The organism is Streptomyces sp. NPDC049879 (assembly GCF_044461265.1).
Taxonomy (GTDB): Bacteria; Actinomycetota; Actinomycetes; order Streptomycetales; family Streptomycetaceae; genus Streptomyces.
Window position 1 is genome coordinate 132,434 of sequence record NZ_JBITKT010000002.1, and the last position, 19,445, is coordinate 151,878.

Annotated in this window: 13 protein-coding genes, 1 tRNA gene and 3 pseudogenes; 8 read left to right on the forward strand and 9 right to left on the reverse strand. The window is 68.0% G+C overall.

Annotation, left to right across the window (positions count from 1 at the left end; genetic code table 11):
* Positions 1-28: 28 nt before the first annotated feature.
* From grpE to ACIBPC_RS07530, 6 genes are all read right to left on the reverse strand, one after another.
* Positions 29-796, reverse strand: coding sequence for a nucleotide exchange factor GrpE (gene grpE, locus ACIBPC_RS07505; protein WP_362957317.1), 768 nt, complete (start codon positions 794-796; stop codon positions 29-31).
* A complete protein-coding gene (dnaK, locus tag ACIBPC_RS07510) occupies positions 793-2,658 on the reverse strand; it encodes a molecular chaperone DnaK (RefSeq protein WP_362957314.1) in 1,866 nt (621 codons plus the stop codon). The genes grpE and dnaK overlap by 4 nt, the downstream gene beginning before the upstream one ends.
* A gap of 114 nt (positions 2,659-2,772) precedes the next feature.
* Positions 2,773-4,017, reverse strand: coding sequence for a PP2C family protein-serine/threonine phosphatase (locus tag ACIBPC_RS07515; RefSeq protein ID WP_398841937.1), 1,245 nt, complete (start codon positions 4,015-4,017; stop codon positions 2,773-2,775).
* Positions 4,014-4,781 (reverse strand): peptidoglycan recognition protein, encoded by a 768-nt coding sequence (locus tag ACIBPC_RS07520; protein WP_398841939.1) that lies wholly within the window; start codon positions 4,779-4,781, stop codon positions 4,014-4,016. Before ACIBPC_RS07520 ends, ACIBPC_RS07515 begins: the two co-directional genes overlap by 4 nt.
* 24 nt (positions 4,782-4,805) lie before the next feature.
* Positions 4,806-5,450, reverse strand: a complete 645-nt coding sequence (locus ACIBPC_RS07525) for an NADPH-dependent F420 reductase (RefSeq protein ID WP_398841940.1) — start codon at positions 5,448-5,450, stop codon at positions 4,806-4,808.
* 119 nt (positions 5,451-5,569) lie between these two features.
* The gene (locus ACIBPC_RS07530; RefSeq protein ID WP_398841942.1) at positions 5,570-6,550 is read right to left on the reverse strand and encodes an LCP family protein; all 981 of its coding nucleotides are present in this window, start codon (positions 6,548-6,550) and stop codon (positions 5,570-5,572) included.
* Between the two features lie 201 nt (positions 6,551-6,751).
* Between ACIBPC_RS07530 and ACIBPC_RS07535 the strand changes: the two genes are divergently transcribed.
* Genes ACIBPC_RS07535 through dcd form a run of 3 tightly spaced genes read left to right on the forward strand, consistent with a single transcriptional unit; the run spans position 6,752 to position 10,235 of the window.
* Positions 6,752-8,947, forward strand: a complete 2,196-nt coding sequence (locus ACIBPC_RS07535; RefSeq protein WP_398841944.1) for a (Fe-S)-binding protein — start codon at positions 6,752-6,754, stop codon at positions 8,945-8,947.
* Positions 8,948-8,949: 2 nt separating this feature from the next.
* On the forward strand, positions 8,950-9,627 hold the full coding sequence (locus ACIBPC_RS07540; protein WP_398841946.1) for a Yip1 family protein: 678 nt from the start codon (positions 8,950-8,952) through the stop codon (positions 9,625-9,627).
* 32 nt (positions 9,628-9,659) lie between these two features.
* Positions 9,660-10,235, forward strand: coding sequence for a dCTP deaminase (gene dcd, locus ACIBPC_RS07545; RefSeq protein ID WP_398841947.1), 576 nt, complete (start codon positions 9,660-9,662; stop codon positions 10,233-10,235).
* Here the strand turns inward: dcd and ACIBPC_RS07550 are convergent.
* The gene (locus ACIBPC_RS07550) at positions 10,189-10,380 is read right to left on the reverse strand and encodes a hypothetical protein (protein ID WP_362957659.1); all 192 of its coding nucleotides are present in this window, start codon (positions 10,378-10,380) and stop codon (positions 10,189-10,191) included. The two genes, dcd and ACIBPC_RS07550, sit on opposite strands and share 47 nt — an antisense overlap.
* A 143-nt stretch (positions 10,381-10,523) precedes the next feature.
* Here ACIBPC_RS07550 and ACIBPC_RS07555 point away from each other — a divergent pair.
* Both ACIBPC_RS07555 and ACIBPC_RS07560 read left to right on the forward strand, forming a co-directional pair.
* Positions 10,524-10,594 (forward strand) — tRNA-Gly (locus ACIBPC_RS07555).
* 335 nt (positions 10,595-10,929) lie between these two features.
* On the forward strand, positions 10,930-11,565 hold the full coding sequence (locus ACIBPC_RS07560) for a hypothetical protein (protein ID WP_398841949.1): 636 nt from the start codon (positions 10,930-10,932) through the stop codon (positions 11,563-11,565).
* Between the two features lie 250 nt (positions 11,566-11,815).
* Here ACIBPC_RS07560 and xerC read toward each other — a convergent pair.
* Positions 11,816-12,507: pseudogene (xerC, locus tag ACIBPC_RS07565) on the reverse strand (tyrosine recombinase XerC); the annotation flags it as partial.
* A 191-nt stretch (positions 12,508-12,698) separates the two neighbouring features.
* Between xerC and ACIBPC_RS07570 the strand changes: the two are divergent.
* Both ACIBPC_RS07570 and ACIBPC_RS07575 read left to right on the forward strand, forming a co-directional pair.
* Positions 12,699-13,412: pseudogene (locus tag ACIBPC_RS07570) on the forward strand (XRE family transcriptional regulator).
* A gap of 2 nt (positions 13,413-13,414) precedes the next feature.
* A pseudogene (locus ACIBPC_RS07575) lies at positions 13,415-13,881 on the forward strand (NUDIX domain-containing protein).
* Between the two features lie 30 nt (positions 13,882-13,911).
* Here ACIBPC_RS07575 and ACIBPC_RS07580 read toward each other — a convergent pair.
* Positions 13,912-15,486 (reverse strand): PIN-like domain-containing protein, encoded by a 1,575-nt coding sequence (locus ACIBPC_RS07580; protein ID WP_362957291.1) that lies wholly within the window; start codon positions 15,484-15,486, stop codon positions 13,912-13,914.
* A gap of 1,239 nt (positions 15,487-16,725) precedes the next feature.
* Between ACIBPC_RS07580 and ppdK the strand changes: the two genes are divergently transcribed.
* The gene (gene ppdK, locus ACIBPC_RS07585; RefSeq protein WP_398843001.1) at positions 16,726-19,431 is read left to right on the forward strand and encodes a pyruvate, phosphate dikinase; all 2,706 of its coding nucleotides are present in this window, start codon (positions 16,726-16,728) and stop codon (positions 19,429-19,431) included.
* Positions 19,432-19,445 lie beyond the last annotated feature (14 nt).

The following is a 19,445-nucleotide window of genomic DNA, read 5'->3' on the forward strand; positions in this document are numbered from 1 at the left end:
CTTCCCTGCCCGTCCGGGACCGGTGGCGTCAGCCCTCGTCGGGGGCACCGCCACCGTCCTTCTCCTGCGTGCCGTCGTCCTGCGCGTCCGCGGGCTTGCCCGGCTGCGGCTCGGCCACGCCCACGCGGGCGGGCCTGATGGTCCGTTCGCCGATGCGATACCCAGGCTGGAGGATCTGCACGCAGGTCGTCTCGCTGACGTCCGGCGAGTAGCTGTGCATCAGCGCCTCGTGGATCATCGGGTCGAAGGGCTCGCCCTCCTTGCCGAACTGCGCGAGGCCCATCTTCGCGGCCACCACCTCCAGCGACTCGGCGACCTGCTTGAAGCCGCCGACCAGCTCGCCGTGGTCACGGGCGCGGCCGATGTCGTCGAGCACCGGCAGCAGCTCGTTCAGGAGGTTGGCGATCGCCACCTCCTTCACGGCGACCCGGTCGCGCTCCACACGGCGGCGGTAGTTCTGGAACTCCGCCTGGAGCCGCTGCAGGTCCTGCGTCCGCTCGGCGAGCGCCGTCCGCGTCTGGTCGAGCTGGGCGGTGAGCGCCGCCTCCTGGAGACCGAGGCCCGGCAGGTCCTTGGCGTCCTTGTCGCCGAGCGCGCCGAGTCCGCCGAGGTCGCCCAGGTCCTTGAGGTCCTTCAGGTCGTCGGGGTCCCGGGCACCGGGCTCCTGGGCGGCGTCCGCCGCCCCGGCCGGGGCCGCGTCGCCCCCGTCCGCCTCGGCGGGACGCCCCTCGGCGCCCGCCTCGGCGTCCTGGACCTCATCGGGCTCCTTGTCGAAACCCTGGGGGTCCTGCGTCACGCTCCGGCACCACCCTTCGGCTTGTCGTCGTCCACGATCTCCGCGTCCACGACGTCGTCGTCGGCCTGGCCGCCGGCCGCGCCGCCCGGCGCGCTCTCGGTGCCGGTGCCGCCCGCGGCCTGGGCCGCCTGCGCGTCGGCGTAGAGAGCCTGGCCGAGCTTCTGGCTGGTCGCCGCGACCTTCTCGGACGCCTCGCGGATGGCCGCGGTGTCCTCGCCCTTGAGCTTCTCCTTCAGGTCGGCCACGGCCGCCTCGACCTCGTCCTTGACGTCGGCCGGGACCTTCTCCGCGTTCTCCTTGATGAAGTTCTCGGTCGTGTAGACGAGCTGCTCGGCCTGGTTGCGCGTCTCGGCGGCCTCGCGGCGGCGGGCGTCCTCGTCCGCGTACTGCTCGGCGTCGCGCATCATGCGCTCGATGTCGTCCTTCGGCAGCGCCGAGCCGCCGGTGACGGTCATCCGCTGCTCCTTGCCGGTGCCGAGGTCCTTCGCCGACACGTGCATGATGCCGTTCGCGTCGATGTCGAAGGTGACCTCGATCTGCGGCACGCCGCGCGGCGCCGGGGGCAGGCCGGTCAGCTCGAACATGCCGAGCTTCTTGTTGTAGGCCGCGATCTCGCGCTCGCCCTGGTAGACCTGGATCTGGACCGACGGCTGGTTGTCCTCGGCCGTGGTGAAGATCTCCGAACGCTTGGTCGGGATCGTGGTGTTGCGCTCGATCAGCTTCGTCATGATGCCGCCCTTGGTCTCGATGCCGAGGGACAGCGGGGTGACGTCGAGCAGCAGGACGTCCTTGACCTCGCCCTTCAGGACACCGGCCTGCAGGCTGGCGCCGATGGCGACGACCTCGTCCGGGTTCACGCCCTTGTTGGCGTCCTTGCCGCCGGTCAGCTCGCGCACCAGCTCCGCCACGGCGGGCATGCGGGTCGAGCCGCCGACCAGGACCACGTGGTCGATCTCGGACAGCTGGATGCCCGCGTCCTTGATGACGTTGTGGAACGGGACCTTGCAGCGCTCCAGCAGGTCGGCCGTCAGCTGCTGGAACTGCGCCCGGGTGAGCTTCTCGTCCATGTGCAGCGGGCCCTCGGCCGACGCCGTGATGTAGGGCAGGTTGATGCCCGTCTCGGTGGACGAGGACAGCTCGATCTTCGCCTTCTCGGCGGACTCGCGCAGGCGCTGGAGCGCCATCTTGTCCTTGGACAGGTCCACGCCGTGGGCGTTCGCGAACTGGCGGACCAGGTGGTCCACGATGCGCTGGTCCCAGTCGTCGCCGCCGAGGTGGTTGTCGCCGTTGGTGGCCTTCACCTCGACGACGCCGTCGCCGATCTCCAGCAGCGAGACGTCGAACGTGCCGCCGCCGAGGTCGAAGACGAGGATCGTCTGGTCGTCCTTCTCCAGCCCGTAGGCGAGGGCGGCGGCCGTCGGCTCGTTGACGATGCGCAGGACGTTCAGACCGGCGATCTCACCGGCCTCCTTGGTGGCCTGGCGCTCGTGGTCGTTGAAGTACGCGGGGACGGTGATCACCGCGTCGGTGACCTTCTCGCCCAGGTACGCCTCGGCGTCGCGCTTCAGCTTCTGGAGGATGAAGGCGCTGATCTGCTGCGGGTTGAAGTCCTTGCCGTCGAGCCCGATCTTCCAGTCGGTGCCCATGTGGCGCTTCACCGAGCGGATGGTCCGGTCCACGTTCGTGACCGCCTGGCGCTTGGCGACCTCGCCGACGAGCACCTCGCCGTTCTTCGCGAAGGCGACGACGGACGGCGTGGTCCTGGCGCCCTCGGCGTTGGTGATGACGGTGGGCTCACCGCCTTCAAGCACACTGACGACGGAGTTCGTCGTGCCCAGGTCGATGCCGACCGCACGTGCCATTTCGGTTTCCTCCAGCTGTTAGCTTGAGCGGATCTGACTCAAGACTGCCTCAGCCGGAACCATCAGTCAAATGACCTGAGCCCTGTCGGCTCAACTCTTGTCGCACCGGGATGCTCAGGTCGGGCGCGGGCCGTCCCCTGGGCCGTCCTCCGCGTCCTCCGGGGGGCGGAAGCAGAGCGCCAGCATGGCGACGTCGTCCTCCAGGGTGTCGGCGAAGTCCGTCAGATCGCGCCACACCAGGTCGATCACCCCGGCGGGCACCGGCGTCGTCCCGCCCATCAGCACGGGCAGCCGCTCCGCCAGCGGGTAGAAGGTCCCCGTGCCGTCCCGCGCCTCGGTGACGCCGTCGGTGTAGCCGAGCAGCACGTCGCCCGCACGCAAGGATACGGATGCCACCGCCGGGGGCCCGGCAACCTCGGAGCCGAGTCCCAGCGGCGGCGACGACTCGGCGCTCACCTCCCGTACGCCCCCGTCCCGCAGGAGCAGCGGCGGCGGATGCCCGCACTGCACGACCCGCACCTCGCCGCCCTCCGGCGCGTACTCGATCAGCAACGCCGTCGCGAACAGCTCCGCCCCCGCCGCCTCCGCCCTGGCCTCCTCCCGCACCTCGTCCTCCCCGTCCCGCGCCTCCTCCTCCGACGCGTTCTCCCTGCGCCACATCCCGCTCGCCGCGTCCACGCGCAGCCGCCGGTCCAGCCGTGCCGCCACGCCGCGCAGCTCGCTCTCGTCGAGCACCGCCTCGCGGAAGGCCCCCAGGAGTGCCGCCACCGTGCCCACCGCCGCGAGCCCGTGGCCGCGCACGTCCCCCACGACCGCGCGCACCCCGTACGGCCCCTCCCGCACGTCGAAGAAGTCCCCGCCCACCAGCGTCCCGATCTGGGCCGCCCGGTACAGGCCGCGGCACGTGACGGGACCCACCTGCTCGGGCAGCGGCGGCAGCACCGCGCGCTGGGCCGCCTCCGCGACGTCGCGCACCAGGATCAGGTCCCGCGTGTAGCGCGACCTGACCCACGACACGAGGACGCTGAACAGCACGATCCCCGCCACCGCGGCGTCGTCACCGTCACTGATGTGCGGAGGCCGGGTGATCGGCAGGGTCAGCAGCACCAGCACGCCGGCCCCCAGCAGGGCCGTCTGGCGCGGCGAGTACACCAGGCCGCTCAGGGGCGGGAGCGCGGCGAAGAAGAACCCCAGCTGCACCCAGCCCGGCACCATCGCCTGCGTGACTCCGCCGGCGATCAGCAGGACCAGCGGCAGGAAGCGCAGCCACCGGGGCAGCGGCAGGCGCAGCAGCCCGGTGGGGTTCTCGGCGCCGGGGCCGCCGCCGCGCCCCGGGCGGGAGAGGCCGTGGACGTTCACTGTTTCCTGGCGGACGCGACCCGCAGCCGGGCCGTCTCTTCCCGGATACGGGGCAGCTCCGCGTTCAGCGCGTCGCCCGGGCAGTGGGTCTCCACGATGTCGCGGTGCCCCGAGATCACCGCCAGGTCGGCCTCCTCGCCCTCCGGCACGCGGCTCGCGTCGTTCGTCGACACCATGCGCACGTGCCCGCGCGGGTCGGCACCGGGGCGCAGCTTCCACGCGGCCACCTGGGCGATCCCTGTGATCAGCGCGTCCGGCACGGACTCCCCGGCGAGGAAGTCGCCGAGCGCCGCGATGCCCACGCTGTCCCCGTTGAAGCCGGTGGTGTGCGCGCCCATCACATAGCGCTGGTAACCCCCGCCGCGGCCCTCGTAGATGGTGCCGCACTTGTCCACCACGAAGTTGTAGCCGACGTCGTCCCACCCCATCCGGGTGACGTGGTCGGCCTGCATGGACTTCAGCATCTCGGGCGCGTCCGCGCAGTCGTAGTCGTCCGGATGGTTCGTGTGGTGGATGAAGACCGCGCGGGCGGCGCCCGTGTACGTCACCGCCTCCGTGCGCAGGTCCTCGTCCGCCCCCCAGCTGTCCCGCGTGACGACCGCGGGCGCGGGCGCCTGCTGCTGCACGGGCGGCAGTATCCGCTCGGCGGCGCGCGGGCGCGACGGTTCCGCGTCGCCCGCCAGACGCGGGGCGTCCCACGTCACCAGCAGGGCGAGCGGTATGACGGCTGCCCAGACGAGCGCCCGGCGCGACCACGACCACATAGCGAAGCCCTCCCGACCCGGCCGTCAGGGCAGGATCTTGACGGCGCTCGACCAGTTCAGGCCGAGGCGCTCCTGCGCCGCCATGTGCAGGAACTGGAAGGCCTCCAGCTCGCGTGCACGCCGCAGCGGACCGACGTCCAGCGGTCGCAGGCCGCCCGAGGCGGCCAGCTCCGCGACGGACCGCTTGGCGTCCTCGTCGTCGCCCGCGATCAGCACGTCGAGCGGCTGGCCGGCGACCCGGCCCGTCCGCAGCGTGCTCGCGAAAGTGGTGTTGAACGCCTTCACGACCGGCACGCCTGGCGCCGCCACCGCGGCGATCTCCTCGGCGGCCGAGGTCCCCGGCGGCACGGCCAGGGAGTCGAAGGTGGCGAAGTCCACCGGGTTGCAGATGTCCACGGCGACCGATCCGGCCAGCGCGCCGCCGTACTCGGCGACCACGTCGCGCCCGGCCGGGTACGGCAGGGCCAGGACCACGAGGTCGGCGCCCTCCACCGCGTCGGAGTCGGCGGGCCGCACGTCCCCGCCCGGGGCGTCCTGGCGCAGTTCGCCCGCCAGGGCGGCGGCCTTCTCGTGCGAGTGGTCCACGAGCCGGACGGTGTGGCCGCCCGCGAGGGCGCGGGCGGCTATGCCACGGGCCATGGAGCCCGCACCGACAATCGTCACGATCATGTCCCCATGCCAGCACGGGCCCCGGGGACCCGCATCTCGGCGGGAGCGGCGTACGCGCAGGTCGGGCGCGTGGGTCGGGCGCGTACGGCGGGCGCGCGCCGCCTGCCGCGCGCCCGTGCTCAGCCCAGGGGCGCGTCCTCGCGCAGCGCGGCGAAGAGGTCGTCGGCGGCGGGCTGATCGAGGGCGAGCCGGTTCGCCCGGGTGGGGTGCGGGACCGTCGGGACGGTGTGGAACGTGAGGCCGCCGTCCGGCACGGCGCGCACGTCCGTCACCAGGCCGCGCAGCTCGTTCAGCGAGTCGAGCCCCGGGTCCGCGGTGATCGCCGAGGTGACGGCCGACAGGACGGGGTAGAGCCGCGTCGGGTTGGCCAGCGTGCCCTGCTCGGTCAGCCGGTCGTAGACGAGGCCGAGGAACTCCTGCTGCCGCGCCATCCGGTTGAGGTCGCTGCCGTCGCCGACGTAGACGCGGGCGCGGACGTACGCGAGGGCCTGCTCGCCGTCGAGGAGGTGGCGGCCCGCGGGCAGGTCGTGGCCCACGTTCGGGTCGCGTTCGGCCTCCGCCAGCTCCACCTCGACGCCGCCGAGCGCGTCCACGAGGCGGGCGAAGCCGTCGAAGCCGATCACGAGGTGGTGGTCGACCCGGATGTCCGTCATCCGCTCGAACGTGCGGATCGTGCAGGCCGCGCCGCCGAACTGGTACGCCCAGTTGAACTGCGCGCGCTGCGCCCGCGTCGTGCCGCCGTCCTCGCCGCGGCAGCCCGGGATGTCCACGACGATGTCGCGCGGCACCCCGACCAGCTCGGCGCGGCGGCCGTCGCCCGACAGGTGGAGGAGCAGCACGGTGTCCGAGCGGGCGTTCCCGGTGCCTGAGCCCCAGTCGTCGCCGATGACCATGATGTTCCTGGCCTCGCCGGACGTGGGCCTGGGGCGCTCGGCCGCGTCCTCGTCCAGCGCCTCGGCGGCGGCGTGGTCGGTGCGGATGTTGCTGTCGAGCCGCTGGTAGGCCCACAGCGCGACGCCCGCGCCGGCCGCGAGCAGTACGCCGAAGGCGAGCAGCGACCACCAGAGGACCTTCTGCCCGCGCGTCATATGGAACGCCATGTGCCCATCGTGCGCGTCCGGGCCTTGAGGCCTGTGACTTTGGGAATGATCTGCCGATACCTTCGCCCGAAAGGACCTAGACCAAAGTGGGCAGCGTAGGGGACGACCGATGGGATAAGTTACTACCTAGTACAACTCGTCGCCCACTCCTACTCCCCCGCCAACCCGCCGGGTCATGCTTCCGTCCCGAGGAGCCGTCTCATGCAACTCGCCGCGATCATCGTCTCGCTGGTGCTCACCGCGGTCGCCGTCGCCCTGATCAGCCGGGCCGTCGTGCGGCTGGTGGGTGTGATCCGCCAGGGCGCCCCCGTTCCCGCGGGCACCAGGACGGACCAGCCGGGGCGGCGCACGCTGACGCTGGCCAGGGAGTTCCTCGGGCACACCCGGATGAACAAGTGGGGCGTCGTCGGCGTGGCGCACTGGTTCGTCGCCATCGGCTTCCTGACCCTCGGCCTCACCATCGTCCAGGCGTTCGGCCAGCTGTTCGCGGCGGACTGGACGCTGCCGGTGCTGGGCGGCTTCCTGCCCTACGAGGTGTACGTCGAGTTCATCGCCGCGGGCACGACGCTCGGCATCCTCACGCTGATCGTGATCCGGCTCCTCAGCCTCCCCTCCCGGCCGGGGCGCAAGTCGCGCTTCACCGGGTCCACGGCCTGGCAGGCGTACTTCGTGGAGTACGTCATCCTCACCATCGGCGTCTGCATCCTGCTGCTGCGCGGCCTGGAAGGCGCCCTGCACCACGTCGACGGGTACGAGGCGGCCTACTTCGTCAGCTACCCGCTGGTCGCCGCGTTCGACGGCCTCTCCACCGGCACGCTCCAGACGCTGGTCTACCTGGTCGCGATGATCAAGCTCGCGACGACCATGGTCTGGGCCATCACGGTCGGCCTCCGCGTCGACATGAGCGTCGCCTGGCACCGCTTCCTCGCCTTCCCGAACATCTGGTTCAAGCGGAACGCGTCCGGCGCCCCGGCCCTCGGCGCCCTGCTGCCGATGACGTCGGGCGGCAAGCCGATCGACTTCGAGACGGTCTTCGAGGAGGAGGGCGGCGAGGAGACCCGGTTCGGTGCCTCGAAGATCGAGCACTTCTCCTGGAAGGGCCTGCTCGACTTCTCCACCTGCACCGAGTGCGGACGCTGCCAGTCGCAGTGCCCCGCGTGGAACACCGGGAAGCCCCTCTCCCCCAAGCTGCTCGTCATGTCGCTGCGCGACCAGGCGCACGCCACGGCCCCCTACCTGCTGGCCGGCGCGAGCGCCGCCACCCCCGACACCCCCGCCACCGGCACCCTCCCCGCCCCGGACCGGCCGCTGGTCGGCACCGCCGAGGAGCAGGGCGTCATCGACCCCGACGTCCTGTGGTCCTGCACGACCTGCGGCGCCTGCGTCGAGCAGTGCCCCGTGGACATCGAGCACGTCGACCACATCGTGGACATGCGGCGCTACCAGGTCATGATCGAGTCGGCCTTCCCCAGCGAGGCCGGCACCATGCTGAAGAACCTGGAGCGCAAGGGGAACCCCTGGGGCCTCGCCAAGAAGAAGCGCCTGGAGTGGACCAAGGAGGTCGGCTTCGAGGTGCCGGTCGTCGGCCAGGACGTCGAGTCCCTCGCCGACGTCGAGTACCTCTACTGGGTCGGCTGCGCGGGCGCCCTGGAGGACCGCGCCAAGAAGACCACCAAGGCGTTCGCCGAGCTGCTGCACATCGCGGGCGTGAAGTTCGCGATCATGGGCGGCGACGAGGCGTGCACCGGCGACTCCGCCCGCCGCCTGGGCAACGAGTTCCTGTTCCAGCAGCTCGGCGAGCAGAACGTCGCCGCACTCGACGCGGCGGGCGCCACCCGCATCGTCACCACCTGCCCCCACTGCTTCAACACGATCGCCAACGAGTACCCCCAGCTCGGCGGCGCGTACGAGGTCGTCCACCACACCCAGCTGCTCCAGCACCTGGTGGACGAGGGCAAGCTCGTGCCCGTCACCCCCGTCGAGGGCCTGATCACCTACCACGACCCCTGCTACCTCGGCCGCCACAACAAGGTCTACACCCCGCCCCGCGAGATCATCGGCAAGGTCCCCGGCCTGCGGAACGAGGAGATGCACCGGCACAAGGAGCGCGGCTTCTGCTGCGGCGCCGGCGGCGCGCGCATGTGGATGGAGGAGCGCATCGGCAAGCGGATCAACGACGAGCGCGTGGACGAGGCCCTCTCCCTCGACCCGGACATCATCTCCACCGCCTGCCCCTTCTGCCTCGTCATGCTCAGCGACTCCGTGAACGGCAAGAAGAACGCCGAGGCCGCCAAGGAATCCCTGCGCGTGGTCGATGTGGCACAACTCCTGCTGGAATCCGTCCGGACGGAGGCACTCCCCGGCGACCACACCGCTCCGGAGGCGGTACGTTCATAGGCGTGGCCGGATACACAGGACAGCCCGACGACCAGTACTCGCCGTACGGACAGCAGCCGTACCCGAACACGCCGGACCAGGGGTACGCCTATCCGCCGCCCGGCCCGGACCCCGAGCCCGCGCCGCAGCCGCCCGCGCTGCCGCCGCTCCCGTGGCGGCAGCTGCTGACCGGCATCGTCACGCGCCCGCAGGACACGTTCATGCGGATGCGGGACTACCAGATGTGGGCCCCGGCACTGATCGTCACGTTCCTGTACGGCATGCTCGCCGTCCTCGGCCTGGAGGACGCCAGGGACACCGTCCTCGACAGCACCGCCTCCACCGTCGCGCCCTACCTCATCGGGACGGGCGTGGCGATGGTCCTCGGCGCCCTCGTCCTCAGCACGGTCACGCACAACCTGGCGCGCCAGTTCGGCGGCAACGGCATCTGGGCGCCCACGGCGGGCCTGGCGATGCTGATCATGTGCATCACCGACATACCGCGCCTCGCCCTGGCCCTCTTCCTCGGCGGCGGCGCGCCCCTCGTGCAGATCGTCGGCTGGGCCACATGGCTCGGCGCCGGGGCGCTCTTCACGCTGATGGTCAGCGCGTCCCACGAGATCAGCCGCCCCCGGGCGCTCGGCGCCTCCGTGGTGCAGCTGCTCGCCCTGCTGATGCTCATCAAGCTGGGCACCATCTGACCGGCCGCGGTACCTCGGGTAGCCTCGGGTCCGTGCTTCTGTCAGACAAGGACATCCGGACCGAAATCGACCTCGGCCGCATGGGCATCGACCCCTTCGACGAGTCGATGATCCAGCCGAGCAGCATCGACGTCCGCCTCGACCGCTACTTCCGGGTGTTCGAGAACCACCGGTACCCCCACATCGACCCCTCGGTGGAGCAGCCGGAGCTGACACGCACCATCGAGCCCCCGGCCGACGAGCCGTTCATCCTGCACCCGGGCGAGTTCGTGCTGGCCTCCACGTACGAGGTCATCACCCTCCCGGAGGACCTCGCGTCCCGGCTCGAAGGCAAGAGCTCCCTGGGCCGCCTCGGCCTGCTCACGCACTCGACGGCCGGCTTCATCGACCCGGGCTTCTCGGGCCACGTCACGCTGGAGCTGTCGAACGTGGCGACGCTCCCCATCAAACTCTGGCCCGGGATGAAGATCGGCCAGCTCTGCCTCTTCCGGCTGACCTCCCCGGCCGAACGCCCTTACGGCTCGGCCGGGGTCGGCTCCCGCTACCAGGGCCAGCGCGGCCCTACGCCGTCACGTTCGTACCTGAACTTCCACCGGACATCGATCTGACCGGCACGGCACTCCGCAACCGCGCACACCGGGGACACCTCAACAACCGCCCCGGCCCGATCCGTTCACTCCCCAACTGCTGCATGGGAAACCGAGTGGTACTGAACTCGTGCCCCTCGGCACAGCGCACAACGGTGACAGCGATCTGCAACGCTTCCCTCTCCCCATCTCGACGACGACCGCCACCCTAGGGGACCCACAGGCCACTCCCACGCCGCCACTCCGCGCTGTCCCGACCACGCCTCGATGGGGTAAAGTGATCCCGGACGCTGCACAGCAGCACCCAACGCGGGCGTAGTTTAATGGTAGAACATGAGCTTCCCAAGCTCAGAGCGCGAGTTCGATTCTCGTCGCCCGCTCTCATGCTTAAGGCCCAGGTCAGCGACCTGGGCCTTGTTCGTTGACCGGGTCGGCCAGCCACCGCATACCAGATCCGCGCCAGAAGCGCCGAAGCCCACCGTCTCTTGGGCCGTCCTCACAGGCACCCCCCGCTCCCAGGTCCCCAAACAGCGAGCCCAGCGGCGCACTCACACGCAGGGATCTCAGTAACGCAACCGTCTTGACCAGTACATGCGCAGATGCCCCACTTCCGTAAATCGCTCACGGCGGACTCAGAACGGCGGGATACTAGCTGCCTGCCGGCGGACGATTGAAGCACGCCCAAGATATCTATAGCGGGGACGACCTAGGCCACATGGAAGACATAGAAGATCTCGATGACATCTTTCCTCACCATTTCGCAGAGAGGTACTTCCCCTGCCGCCACGGGCAAATCGAGTTCGTCCTTTTCCAATCACGCCTCGCAGCTCTCGCCTGGTTGAGAAGCAGCGTATCCCGCAGTATCGACGACGAGATCTTGCGACTAGAACAGGAAAAAGAGGAACCACACAACGAACCTTCGGGACTAGAAGGGGAAGTGAACCTTGCTCTCACAGAGTCGATCTACATGCTAGATAGCGATACCCGCGGCATCACCTCCGGCGCGATTATCGCTGCCGCAGTGGCCGACTTGGAAGCCCTGGTGCATCAACTGCTCACTTCCTCGGAAATCAAAAAGCTACACCACAAGGGCTTCAACCAAAAACTGCGCACTCTTGAGGTAAGGTGGAAGAATCGGATCGACTCTAATCGACTACACGAAAGGGTTGAATGGCTCCGAAGCAGGAGAAATTCGTTCGCCCACCGCCTACTAGACGAGTCCATGTTTGCCTACTGGACTGAGGACCGGATCAGGGAGTTCGAGCTGAGTGATGAGGAAGTCGAACAGGCACTGCTCTACGTAGGAGAAGTGGCCGAGATGCTGGAAGACGCCGCCGCGCAGGATCACTAGCACGGCAAGCCGTTCTTCGCCCGTGCCTGTTGATACGAACTCCTCAGAGCATGATTCACCCAGTATCGCCACTGCCCCTACGTCACCACGAGATGGTATGCACTCGAGCAGAGCCGTCTCGAAAAGAAGGGGACGACGCGTCCTCAAGCTTCCATTCCCGCCGCCGACTCCAGAAGACAGGCCCAGGTCAGGTTCCTGATCCCCGACCTGGGCCGTTGCGTTATCGCGGACGGGCCTACAGGGGCGACCGTTACGTACCCAATCCGTCGACGTGCCCCTTATCCGGGACAGCCTTCCGCTGGACCCGCACCCGGGCGTCGATGCCTCGGGCGACTTCCTGCTGACGCTCACGGTTCGAGTGCTGGTAGATCATGGCCGCCTTCTCTGAGGACTGGCCCGCCCGGACCTGGTGTCCTTCAGCGTGGCGCCGCTCTGGGTCGAGAGGGTATGCCCGGTGTGCCGCAGGCCGTAGAACCGGAAGTCCTCAGGCATGCCGACCCTGGCCCGGGCCCTGCGCCATTTTCGCCCAAAGGTTGACCGCCGGAATGGCTTGCCTTTCTCGCCCAGGAACAGCAATCCGTCCGGTGCCTTCTCCGCGTACCAGGCCAGGTGCCTTCTAAGCACTTGCTCCATGAAGGCCGACAGCACGACGAGACGCTTCCCCGCGTCCGACTTGGTGTCGCCGACGACCCGCCGCCCGGTGGTCAGTTCCGGAGCGGCCCGCCGCATCCATACACCCACCACGTCCAGGTCGACATCCGGCCGACGCATCGCCGCCTGTTCCTCGGGCCGCAGCGGACCGTATGCAGCGAGGTAGACCATCAGGCGCCAACGCGGCACCATCGCGTCGGCCAATGCGTCCACCTGTGCCACAGTCGCGACCGGCCGCTCAGCCGCGGACTCCTTGCCCGCGCCCCTGATGCGGCACGGATTCCGGCGAAGTTGGCCACGCCCCGGGCCGTCCAACCACGGCCGCAGGGTTCTTTTCGCTGCGTGATCATCGCCTCGCGGTGGGACGAAGGAACCTCCGACAAACCCCACTTCGGGACGTCCCGCGTCGGGTAGAACGTCCCTGGTGCCGTCCTGAGGAATGGGGAGAGACTGTGGCGCCGAACGAGCGGCTACGAGCTGTCATGGCAGCCGGAGGCTGGACGTATGCCTACCTGGCGAAGAAGGTCGAGGTGGACCCCAAGTCCATCGAACGGGTGAACCTCGGGCGTACGCCACGCCGCAGCACGGCCGTGCTGGCAGCGGAGACCCTAGGAGAAGACGTGCACGCACTGTGACCCTCACTGCGCCAGGCCCGGCCGACCCGCGCTATCAGCCCCGAACTCGTCGCCCTCCACGACCAGCGTGCCGACGTCCCCACGTCCGCGTTCGTGGACATGCTGGTCCAAGCCCGCGAACGGATTGACGTGCTGGTGTACGCGGCCGTGTTCCTCCACGAGGCGTACCCGCGCTTGAACGAAGCCCTCAAGGAACGGGCCGCCGAGGGCTGCACCATCCGTATCGCCATCGGCGACGCCGACAGCCCGAACGTCCAGCAACGCGGCCAGGAAGAGCGCTTCGGCCACGGCATCGAGTCCCGCTGCCGGTTGGCCCTCATGCATTACCGCCCGCTCGTCGGCGTCCGGGGGATCGAGGTGCGTAAGCACGGCACCACGCTCTACAACTCCATCTACCGCGCGGACGACCACATGCTCGTCAACGCGCACGTCTGGGGAGTGAACGCGTACGGTGCCCCTGTCTGGCACCTCCGTCGTAACGGCGACGGCGGGATGTTCGACACGTACGCCGAGAGCTTCAACGCGGTATGGGCCACCGCGGATCCGATCGAGGAAGTCTGACCATGGCACGCACCGAGTACTACGACGACCCCAACGCCCCCAAGCCGAACAGCATGGTCGTCGCAGCATCCGCAGTCGTCACCGACGACCAGGGCCGCGTCCTTCTTCAACGCCGACGCGACAACGACCTCTGGGCACTCCCCGGCGGCGGCATGGAGCTGACCGAATCGCTCCCCGGCACGGCCGTACGCGAGGTCAAGGAAGAAACCAGCCTAGACGTCGAAATCACCGGTCTCGTCGGCACCTACACCGACCCTCGCCACATCATCGCCTATACGGACGGCGAGGTCCGCCGCCAATTCAACGTTTGTTTCACCGCCCGCATCATCGGCGGCCAGCTCGCGATTTCAGACGAGTCCACAGAGCTACGGTTTTTCAAACCGAACGAACTTGACGCCTTCCCATGCATCACACTCAACGGCTCAGGATCACTCATCACCTCCGAGGAAATAAGGTGCACCTCGGGTAGAGCGCATTTTCCTGGCGCGATCCCGATGCGTCACGCCTCACTCACTTCGTCAGCCGGCATCCAAGCTTCCACCCGCATTTCAAGTTCGCGAATAAAACGGTCTACTGGAACTGGTTTTCCAACAGCCGCAAGCGTCACTATGACCCTATCGGCGACCTTCTTGAGAGCCTTTGGCGTGCGACTCTGGGGCTCCATTCCTCGCACCATAGATTCAGCCAGCGAGATCGCTAGCATCAACTCTTCAGGCCGCTGACCAGAAGGCCACAACTCAGTATCTTCGTAAGCTTCACGAAGCAAAGGAATTACTTCCTTGGGAATTCGAAACCCCGTGGCCCATGAAGGCTCCGTTTCCGAGCCGTAAACAGTACGCAAGAGGAATGGCTCGGTACCCGCCAAATCATTCTGCGCTTCCAGCTCTTTGGCGATCGTAGCGATGGGTCGGGTAAATCCTTTAAGCTGCCGATTGGATGGGTACCCTGCGAGCTCGTATACAGAAGCACGATCGACGAACCCACCATTCGCCGCAGCAGCGATGATGGCCTTCGCCTGCGGCGGGTATCGCAGCAACAGTTGCTCAAGGAACAGGGCGAGCGATTCAGCCGTCCACCCGATCTCGACGGTTTCCGTTGCATCCTTTGCACTCTGCAGTTGCTTCAGGTCGTTCACTGAGTTTTCATCAACTTGCAAGTCGAACAGTTGATCGGCCCAAGAAAGCATCTCTCCCGGAGACAGCATAAACAGCCGAACGCCCGCATCCTTTTTCATCTCAACAACCAGTTCTTGGCGCGGGCGGGCCGGAAGGTCACTCTCTTGAGGAATCCACCAATCCGGTTTAATATCACCCGTAACCAACAGAACGTCACATTTTCGAGATTCCGCCTCTAGTAGAATCTGCCTCCAAAGCAGGTAGTCACCAGCCGCTTGCTCTGGGGGCTTATTTTTAAAGTCCTCGTACCCGGGTGGTATTTCTTCGTCAGCACGTTCTTGCGCTTCCTGGACTGCTTTCGCATAAGCGCTCGACCCCAACGGGTCGCCTACGCGCCCTTGCAGCAAGCCCTCCAGCGCCCCTAGCACAGGATCTTCGTTAGTCCCGGTAGCGCCCGAGAGGGCGTCCTTAGCGGCTTGACTTTGGATCAACGCCTTGACATCTATCACAATCTGAGATAGCGACTTTAAGGCTGTGTCGATGTGCTCGACAACTTCCGCATCATCTTTCAAATGGACCGCAGTAAGCCATCGATCAAGAGCATCTTTCGCCGACCGACTAATTTTGTCAAGCGCACCCGAAGCCTCCCTCGCCTTACTTTTATGATGATGGCGAATAGACGCCTTTTCGCGGCTGCGCCAAAATTCGGCGAGCACCTGATGAGGGATCCAAAGACGCTCACGCAGGTTGGTTAATACCGCAAGGGTATCTTCACGAGTTCGACTGTTCGACCGGTACAAATTGAGCAGAACGTTAGTATCGAGCACAACCATACCAGTGCGGAAAATTCGTTCATAATCCGCTGGCTGCGGACTTCGATACGCCTCATCGCAGTCAAAAATTCCCCTACCGGATTGTTCGATCTCGGAAATCTCGCCACCCATACGACCGCGTCCCACTTCGTGATTCTCCAGCAACTTCGCAGCAAGTCTCTCATCTAGGCTGGCCTGCTCGCCAAGATTTCGACAATCGCAGGGGAGTGCTCCGTCCGTGCACGACGCTGGGCCGGGTTCCGTTCGTCCGCGCTGGTGCGGGAGCGCGGCATGGCGTGCTGCCGGACGCTAGTGGACTGGCCTATGACGAAGACCCGGTCAGTGAAGACCTCCGAGGCACAGGCGCCGATCACGTCCGGCGTGTCGTCTCGAACCAGGGCTGGACCCCTCACCCGCAGGCGGACATCACCGGCAAGGCTCCAGGCACGCGAACAGCCCAATCAACAGCTGATCGACAGCCAACCAGTCCGCCGGGCCGTGCCCGTTCCGTGCCCGATCGAGCGGAGATCCACGGGCAACCACGGGCACCACGAAGTAGGCCGGGCAGTCAAAGGTGGCAGCGTATGCCCTGGTCAGCGGGTGTAGATGGCCTGTATGGCTCGGTGATTCCCAAGCTCAGAGCGCGAGTTCGATTCTCGTCGCCCGCTCCAGCACGAAGGCCCAGGTCAACGACCTGGGCCTCTTCGGTTGTTCGGAACTCTTGGCTCTCCTGTGCCCGATCCCGTGGTTGGGGCCTCGCCTCTGGGGTTGGCCTCCTTGAGGGTGGTGGAGCGCGCGGAGTTATTGCGTCCTCGTGCAACTGCCTCAGCGCACCTTCGTGTTCGAGGACTTCAGGCGCGTCGGACACGCTGTGTGAGCGCTGGCCCCGTCCGGGTGCCTCCTGGCACTCGGTGTCGTTCTCGTGCCGTTCCCCGGCCTGTGTCTCTCGGCCCCGTGCCCCGCGTCTCACATCGTGAGCAGAAAGGCTGAGGAGGCGCGTGATTTGCGCCACATATGAGAGGTGGGGATCTCAGATGAGCGGGTGTTGGGGGTTTTCACCTTTCGAAGTGTGGCACCGAGTGCCAGTCGCGGGTATCTCAAGGAAGTGAACACAGATGAGGTAGAGCTTCGCTCATGTGAGCGGAATGTGGCGGAGCTTTGCGTTCCGCTTCAAAGCCTTGAAGGGCGGATCTCCTCCGTCCTCGCCCTGCCGTCGCTTTCGATCCCCTGGCTAGCGGCGTATTGCGCCCGGTGGATCTGTAGGTCATGGTGCCGTGCCGCCTTGGATCTGGGTATGTTCCTCGCCGTCAGGGCAGCGAGCGTGAGGGAGCCGGTCCCGTGTCGACCACACAGCAGCAGCACCCCGAGGCCGGCGGACGAGCCGGGATGCCGAAGTACGTCTACGACTTCACCGAGGGCAACCGCCACCTGAAGGACCTCCTCGGCGGCAAGGGGGCGAACCTCGCCGAGATGACGAACCTCGGGCTGCCGGTCCCGCCCGGCTTCACCATCACCACCGAGGCGTGCCGGACGTACCTGGAGAGCGGCGCGGAACCGGCGGCCCTGCGCGCCGAGGTGAGCGCGCATCTCGCCGCGCTGGAGGCCGCGATGGGCAGAAAGCTCGGCCAGGCCGACGACCCGCTCCTCGTCTCCGTCCGCTCCGGCGCCAAGTTCTCCATGCCCGGCATGATGGACACCGTCCTCAACATAGGCCTCTCGGACGCCTCCGTCGCCGGGCTCGCCGCGCAGGCCGGTGACGAGCGCTTCGCCTGGGACTCGTACCGCCGCCTCATCCAGATGTTCGGCAAGACCGTCCTCGGCGTGGACGGCGCGCTCTTCGAAGAGGAACTGGAGGCGGCGAAGAAGGCGAGGAACGCGGCGAGCGACGTGGACCTCGACGCCAGCGACCTCAGAAAGCTCGTCACGCGCTACAAGAAGCTCGTCGTCCGCGAGGCCGGGCGGCCCTTCCCCCAGGACCCGCGCGACCAGATGGACCTCGCGATCCACGCCGTCTTCGACTCGTGGAACACCGACCGCGCCAAGCTCTACCGCCGCCAGGAGCGCATCCCGCACGACCTCGGCACCGCCGTCAACGTCTGCTCCATGGTGTTCGGCAACCTCGGCCCCGACTCCGGCACCGGCGTCGCCTTCACCCGCGACCCGGCCAGCGGCCACCAGGGCGTCTACGGCGACTACGGCGACTACCTCCAGAACGCGCAGGGCGAGGACGTCGTCGCGGGCATCCGCAACACCGTCCCCCTCGCCGACCTGGAGACCCTCGACAAGACCTCCTACGACGCGCTCCTGGGCATCATGGCGACCCTGGAGAACCACTACCGGGACCTGTGCGACATCGAGTTCACCATCGAGCGCGGCAAGCTCTGGATGCTCCAGACGCGGGTCGGCAAGCGCACCGCCGCCGCCGCGTTCCGTATCGCCACCCAGCTCGTGGACCAGGGCCTCATCACGGAGGCCGAGGCGCTGCAGCGCGTCAGCGGTGCCCAGCTCGCGCAGCTCATGTTCCCGCGCTTCGACGAGAAGGCCACCGCCGAATGCGTCGCGCGCGGCATCGCCGCCTCGCCGGGTGCCGCCGTCGGCAAGGCCGTCTTCGACTCGTACACCGCCGTCAAGTGGTCGCGCTCCGGCGAGAAGGTCATCCTCATCCGCCGCGAGACCAACCCCGACGACCTCGACGGGATGCTCGCCGCCGAGGGCATCCTCACCTCACGCGGCGGCAAGACCTCGCACGCCGCCGTCGTCGCCCGGGGCATGGGCAAGACCTGTGTCTGCGGCGCCGAGGAACTGGAGGTGGACACCAAGCGCCGCCGGTTCACCACGGCGGACGGCACCGTCGTCGAGGAGGGCGAACTCGTCTCCATCGACGGCTCCACCGGCCGTGTGCACCTCGGTGAGGTGCCCGTCGTGCCCTCGCCCGTCGTCGAGTACTTCGAGGGCCGGATGCACGCCGGGGCCGAGGAGGCGGACGAACTCGTGGCCGCCGTCCACCGCGTCATGGCCTACGCCGACCGCACCCGCCGCCTGCGCGTGCGCGCCAACGCCGACAACGCCACCGACGCGCTGCGCGCCCGCCGCTTCGGCGCGCAGGGCATCGGCCTGTGCCGCACCGAGCACATGTTCCTCGGCGAACGCCGCAAGCTCGTCGAGTCGCTGATCCTCGCCGACACCGACAAGGAGCGCGAGGGATCCCTCAAGCAGCTCCTGCCGCTCCAGAAGCAGGACTTCGTCGAGCTGTTCGAGGCGATGGACGGACTCCCCGTCACCGTCCGCCTCCTCGACCCGCCCCTGCACGAGTTCCTCCCCGACATCACCGAGTTGTCGGTACGCGTCGCGCTGGCGGAATCCCGCAAGGACGCCAACGAGAACGACCTCCGCCTCCTCCAGGCCGTCCACCGCCTCCACGAGCAGAACCCGATGCTCGGCCTGCGCGGCGTCCGCCTCGGGCTCGTCGTCCCCGGCCTGTTCACGATGCAGGTACGGGCCATCGCGGAGGCCGCCGCGCACCGCCGCGAGGCCGGTGGCGACCCGCGCGGCGAGATCATGATCCCGCTCGTCGGCACCGTCCAGGAGCTGGAACTCGTCCGCGAGGAGGCCGAGAAGGTCATCGCCGAGGTCGAGTCCACGACCGGCACCGCCCTCGGCATCTCGCTCGGCACGATGATCGAGCTGCCGCGCGCCGCGCTCACCGCCGGGCAGATCGCCGAGGCCGCGCAGTTCTTCTCCTTCGGCACCAACGACCTCACCCAGACCGTGTGGGGCTTCTCCCGCGACGACGTCGAGGCGAGCTTCTTCACCGCCTACCTGGAGAAGGGCATCTTCGGCGTCTCGCCCTTCGAGACGATCGACCGCGACGGCGTCGGCAGGCTCGTCGCCGACGCCGTCCGCGCCGGCCGCGCCGTCCGCCCCGACCTCAAGCTCGGCGTCTGCGGCGAGCACGGCGGCGACCCCGAGTCCGTCCACTTCTTCCACGAGGTCGGCCTCGACTACGTCTCCTGCTCCCCCTTCCGCATCCCCGTCGCCCGCCTGGAGGCCGCCCGCGCCGCCGCGAACCCGCGGACGGACACGACGGCCTGACCCCCGTCACCCCT

Bases quoted from the DNA above. Each gene is read 5' to 3' on its own strand.
- dnaK (WP_362957314.1), bottom strand. From the start codon at position 2,658: ATGGCACGTGCGGTCGGCATCGACCTGGGCACGACGAACTCCGTCGTC.
- ACIBPC_RS07520 (WP_398841939.1), bottom strand. From the start codon at position 4,781: ATGTGGTCGTGGTCGCGCCGGGCGCTCGTCTGGGCAGCCGTCATACCG.
- ACIBPC_RS07525 (WP_398841940.1), bottom strand. From the start codon at position 5,450: ATGATCGTGACGATTGTCGGTGCGGGCTCCATGGCCCGTGGCATAGCC.
- ACIBPC_RS07530 (WP_398841942.1), bottom strand. From the start codon at position 6,550: ATGGCGTTCCATATGACGCGCGGGCAGAAGGTCCTCTGGTGGTCGCTG.
- ACIBPC_RS07535 (WP_398841944.1), top strand. From the start codon at position 6,752: ATGCAACTCGCCGCGATCATCGTCTCGCTGGTGCTCACCGCGGTCGCC.
- ACIBPC_RS07560 (WP_398841949.1), top strand. From the start codon at position 10,930: ATGGAAGACATAGAAGATCTCGATGACATCTTTCCTCACCATTTCGCA.
- ppdK (WP_398843001.1), top strand. From the start codon at position 16,726: ATGCCGAAGTACGTCTACGACTTCACCGAGGGCAACCGCCACCTGAAG.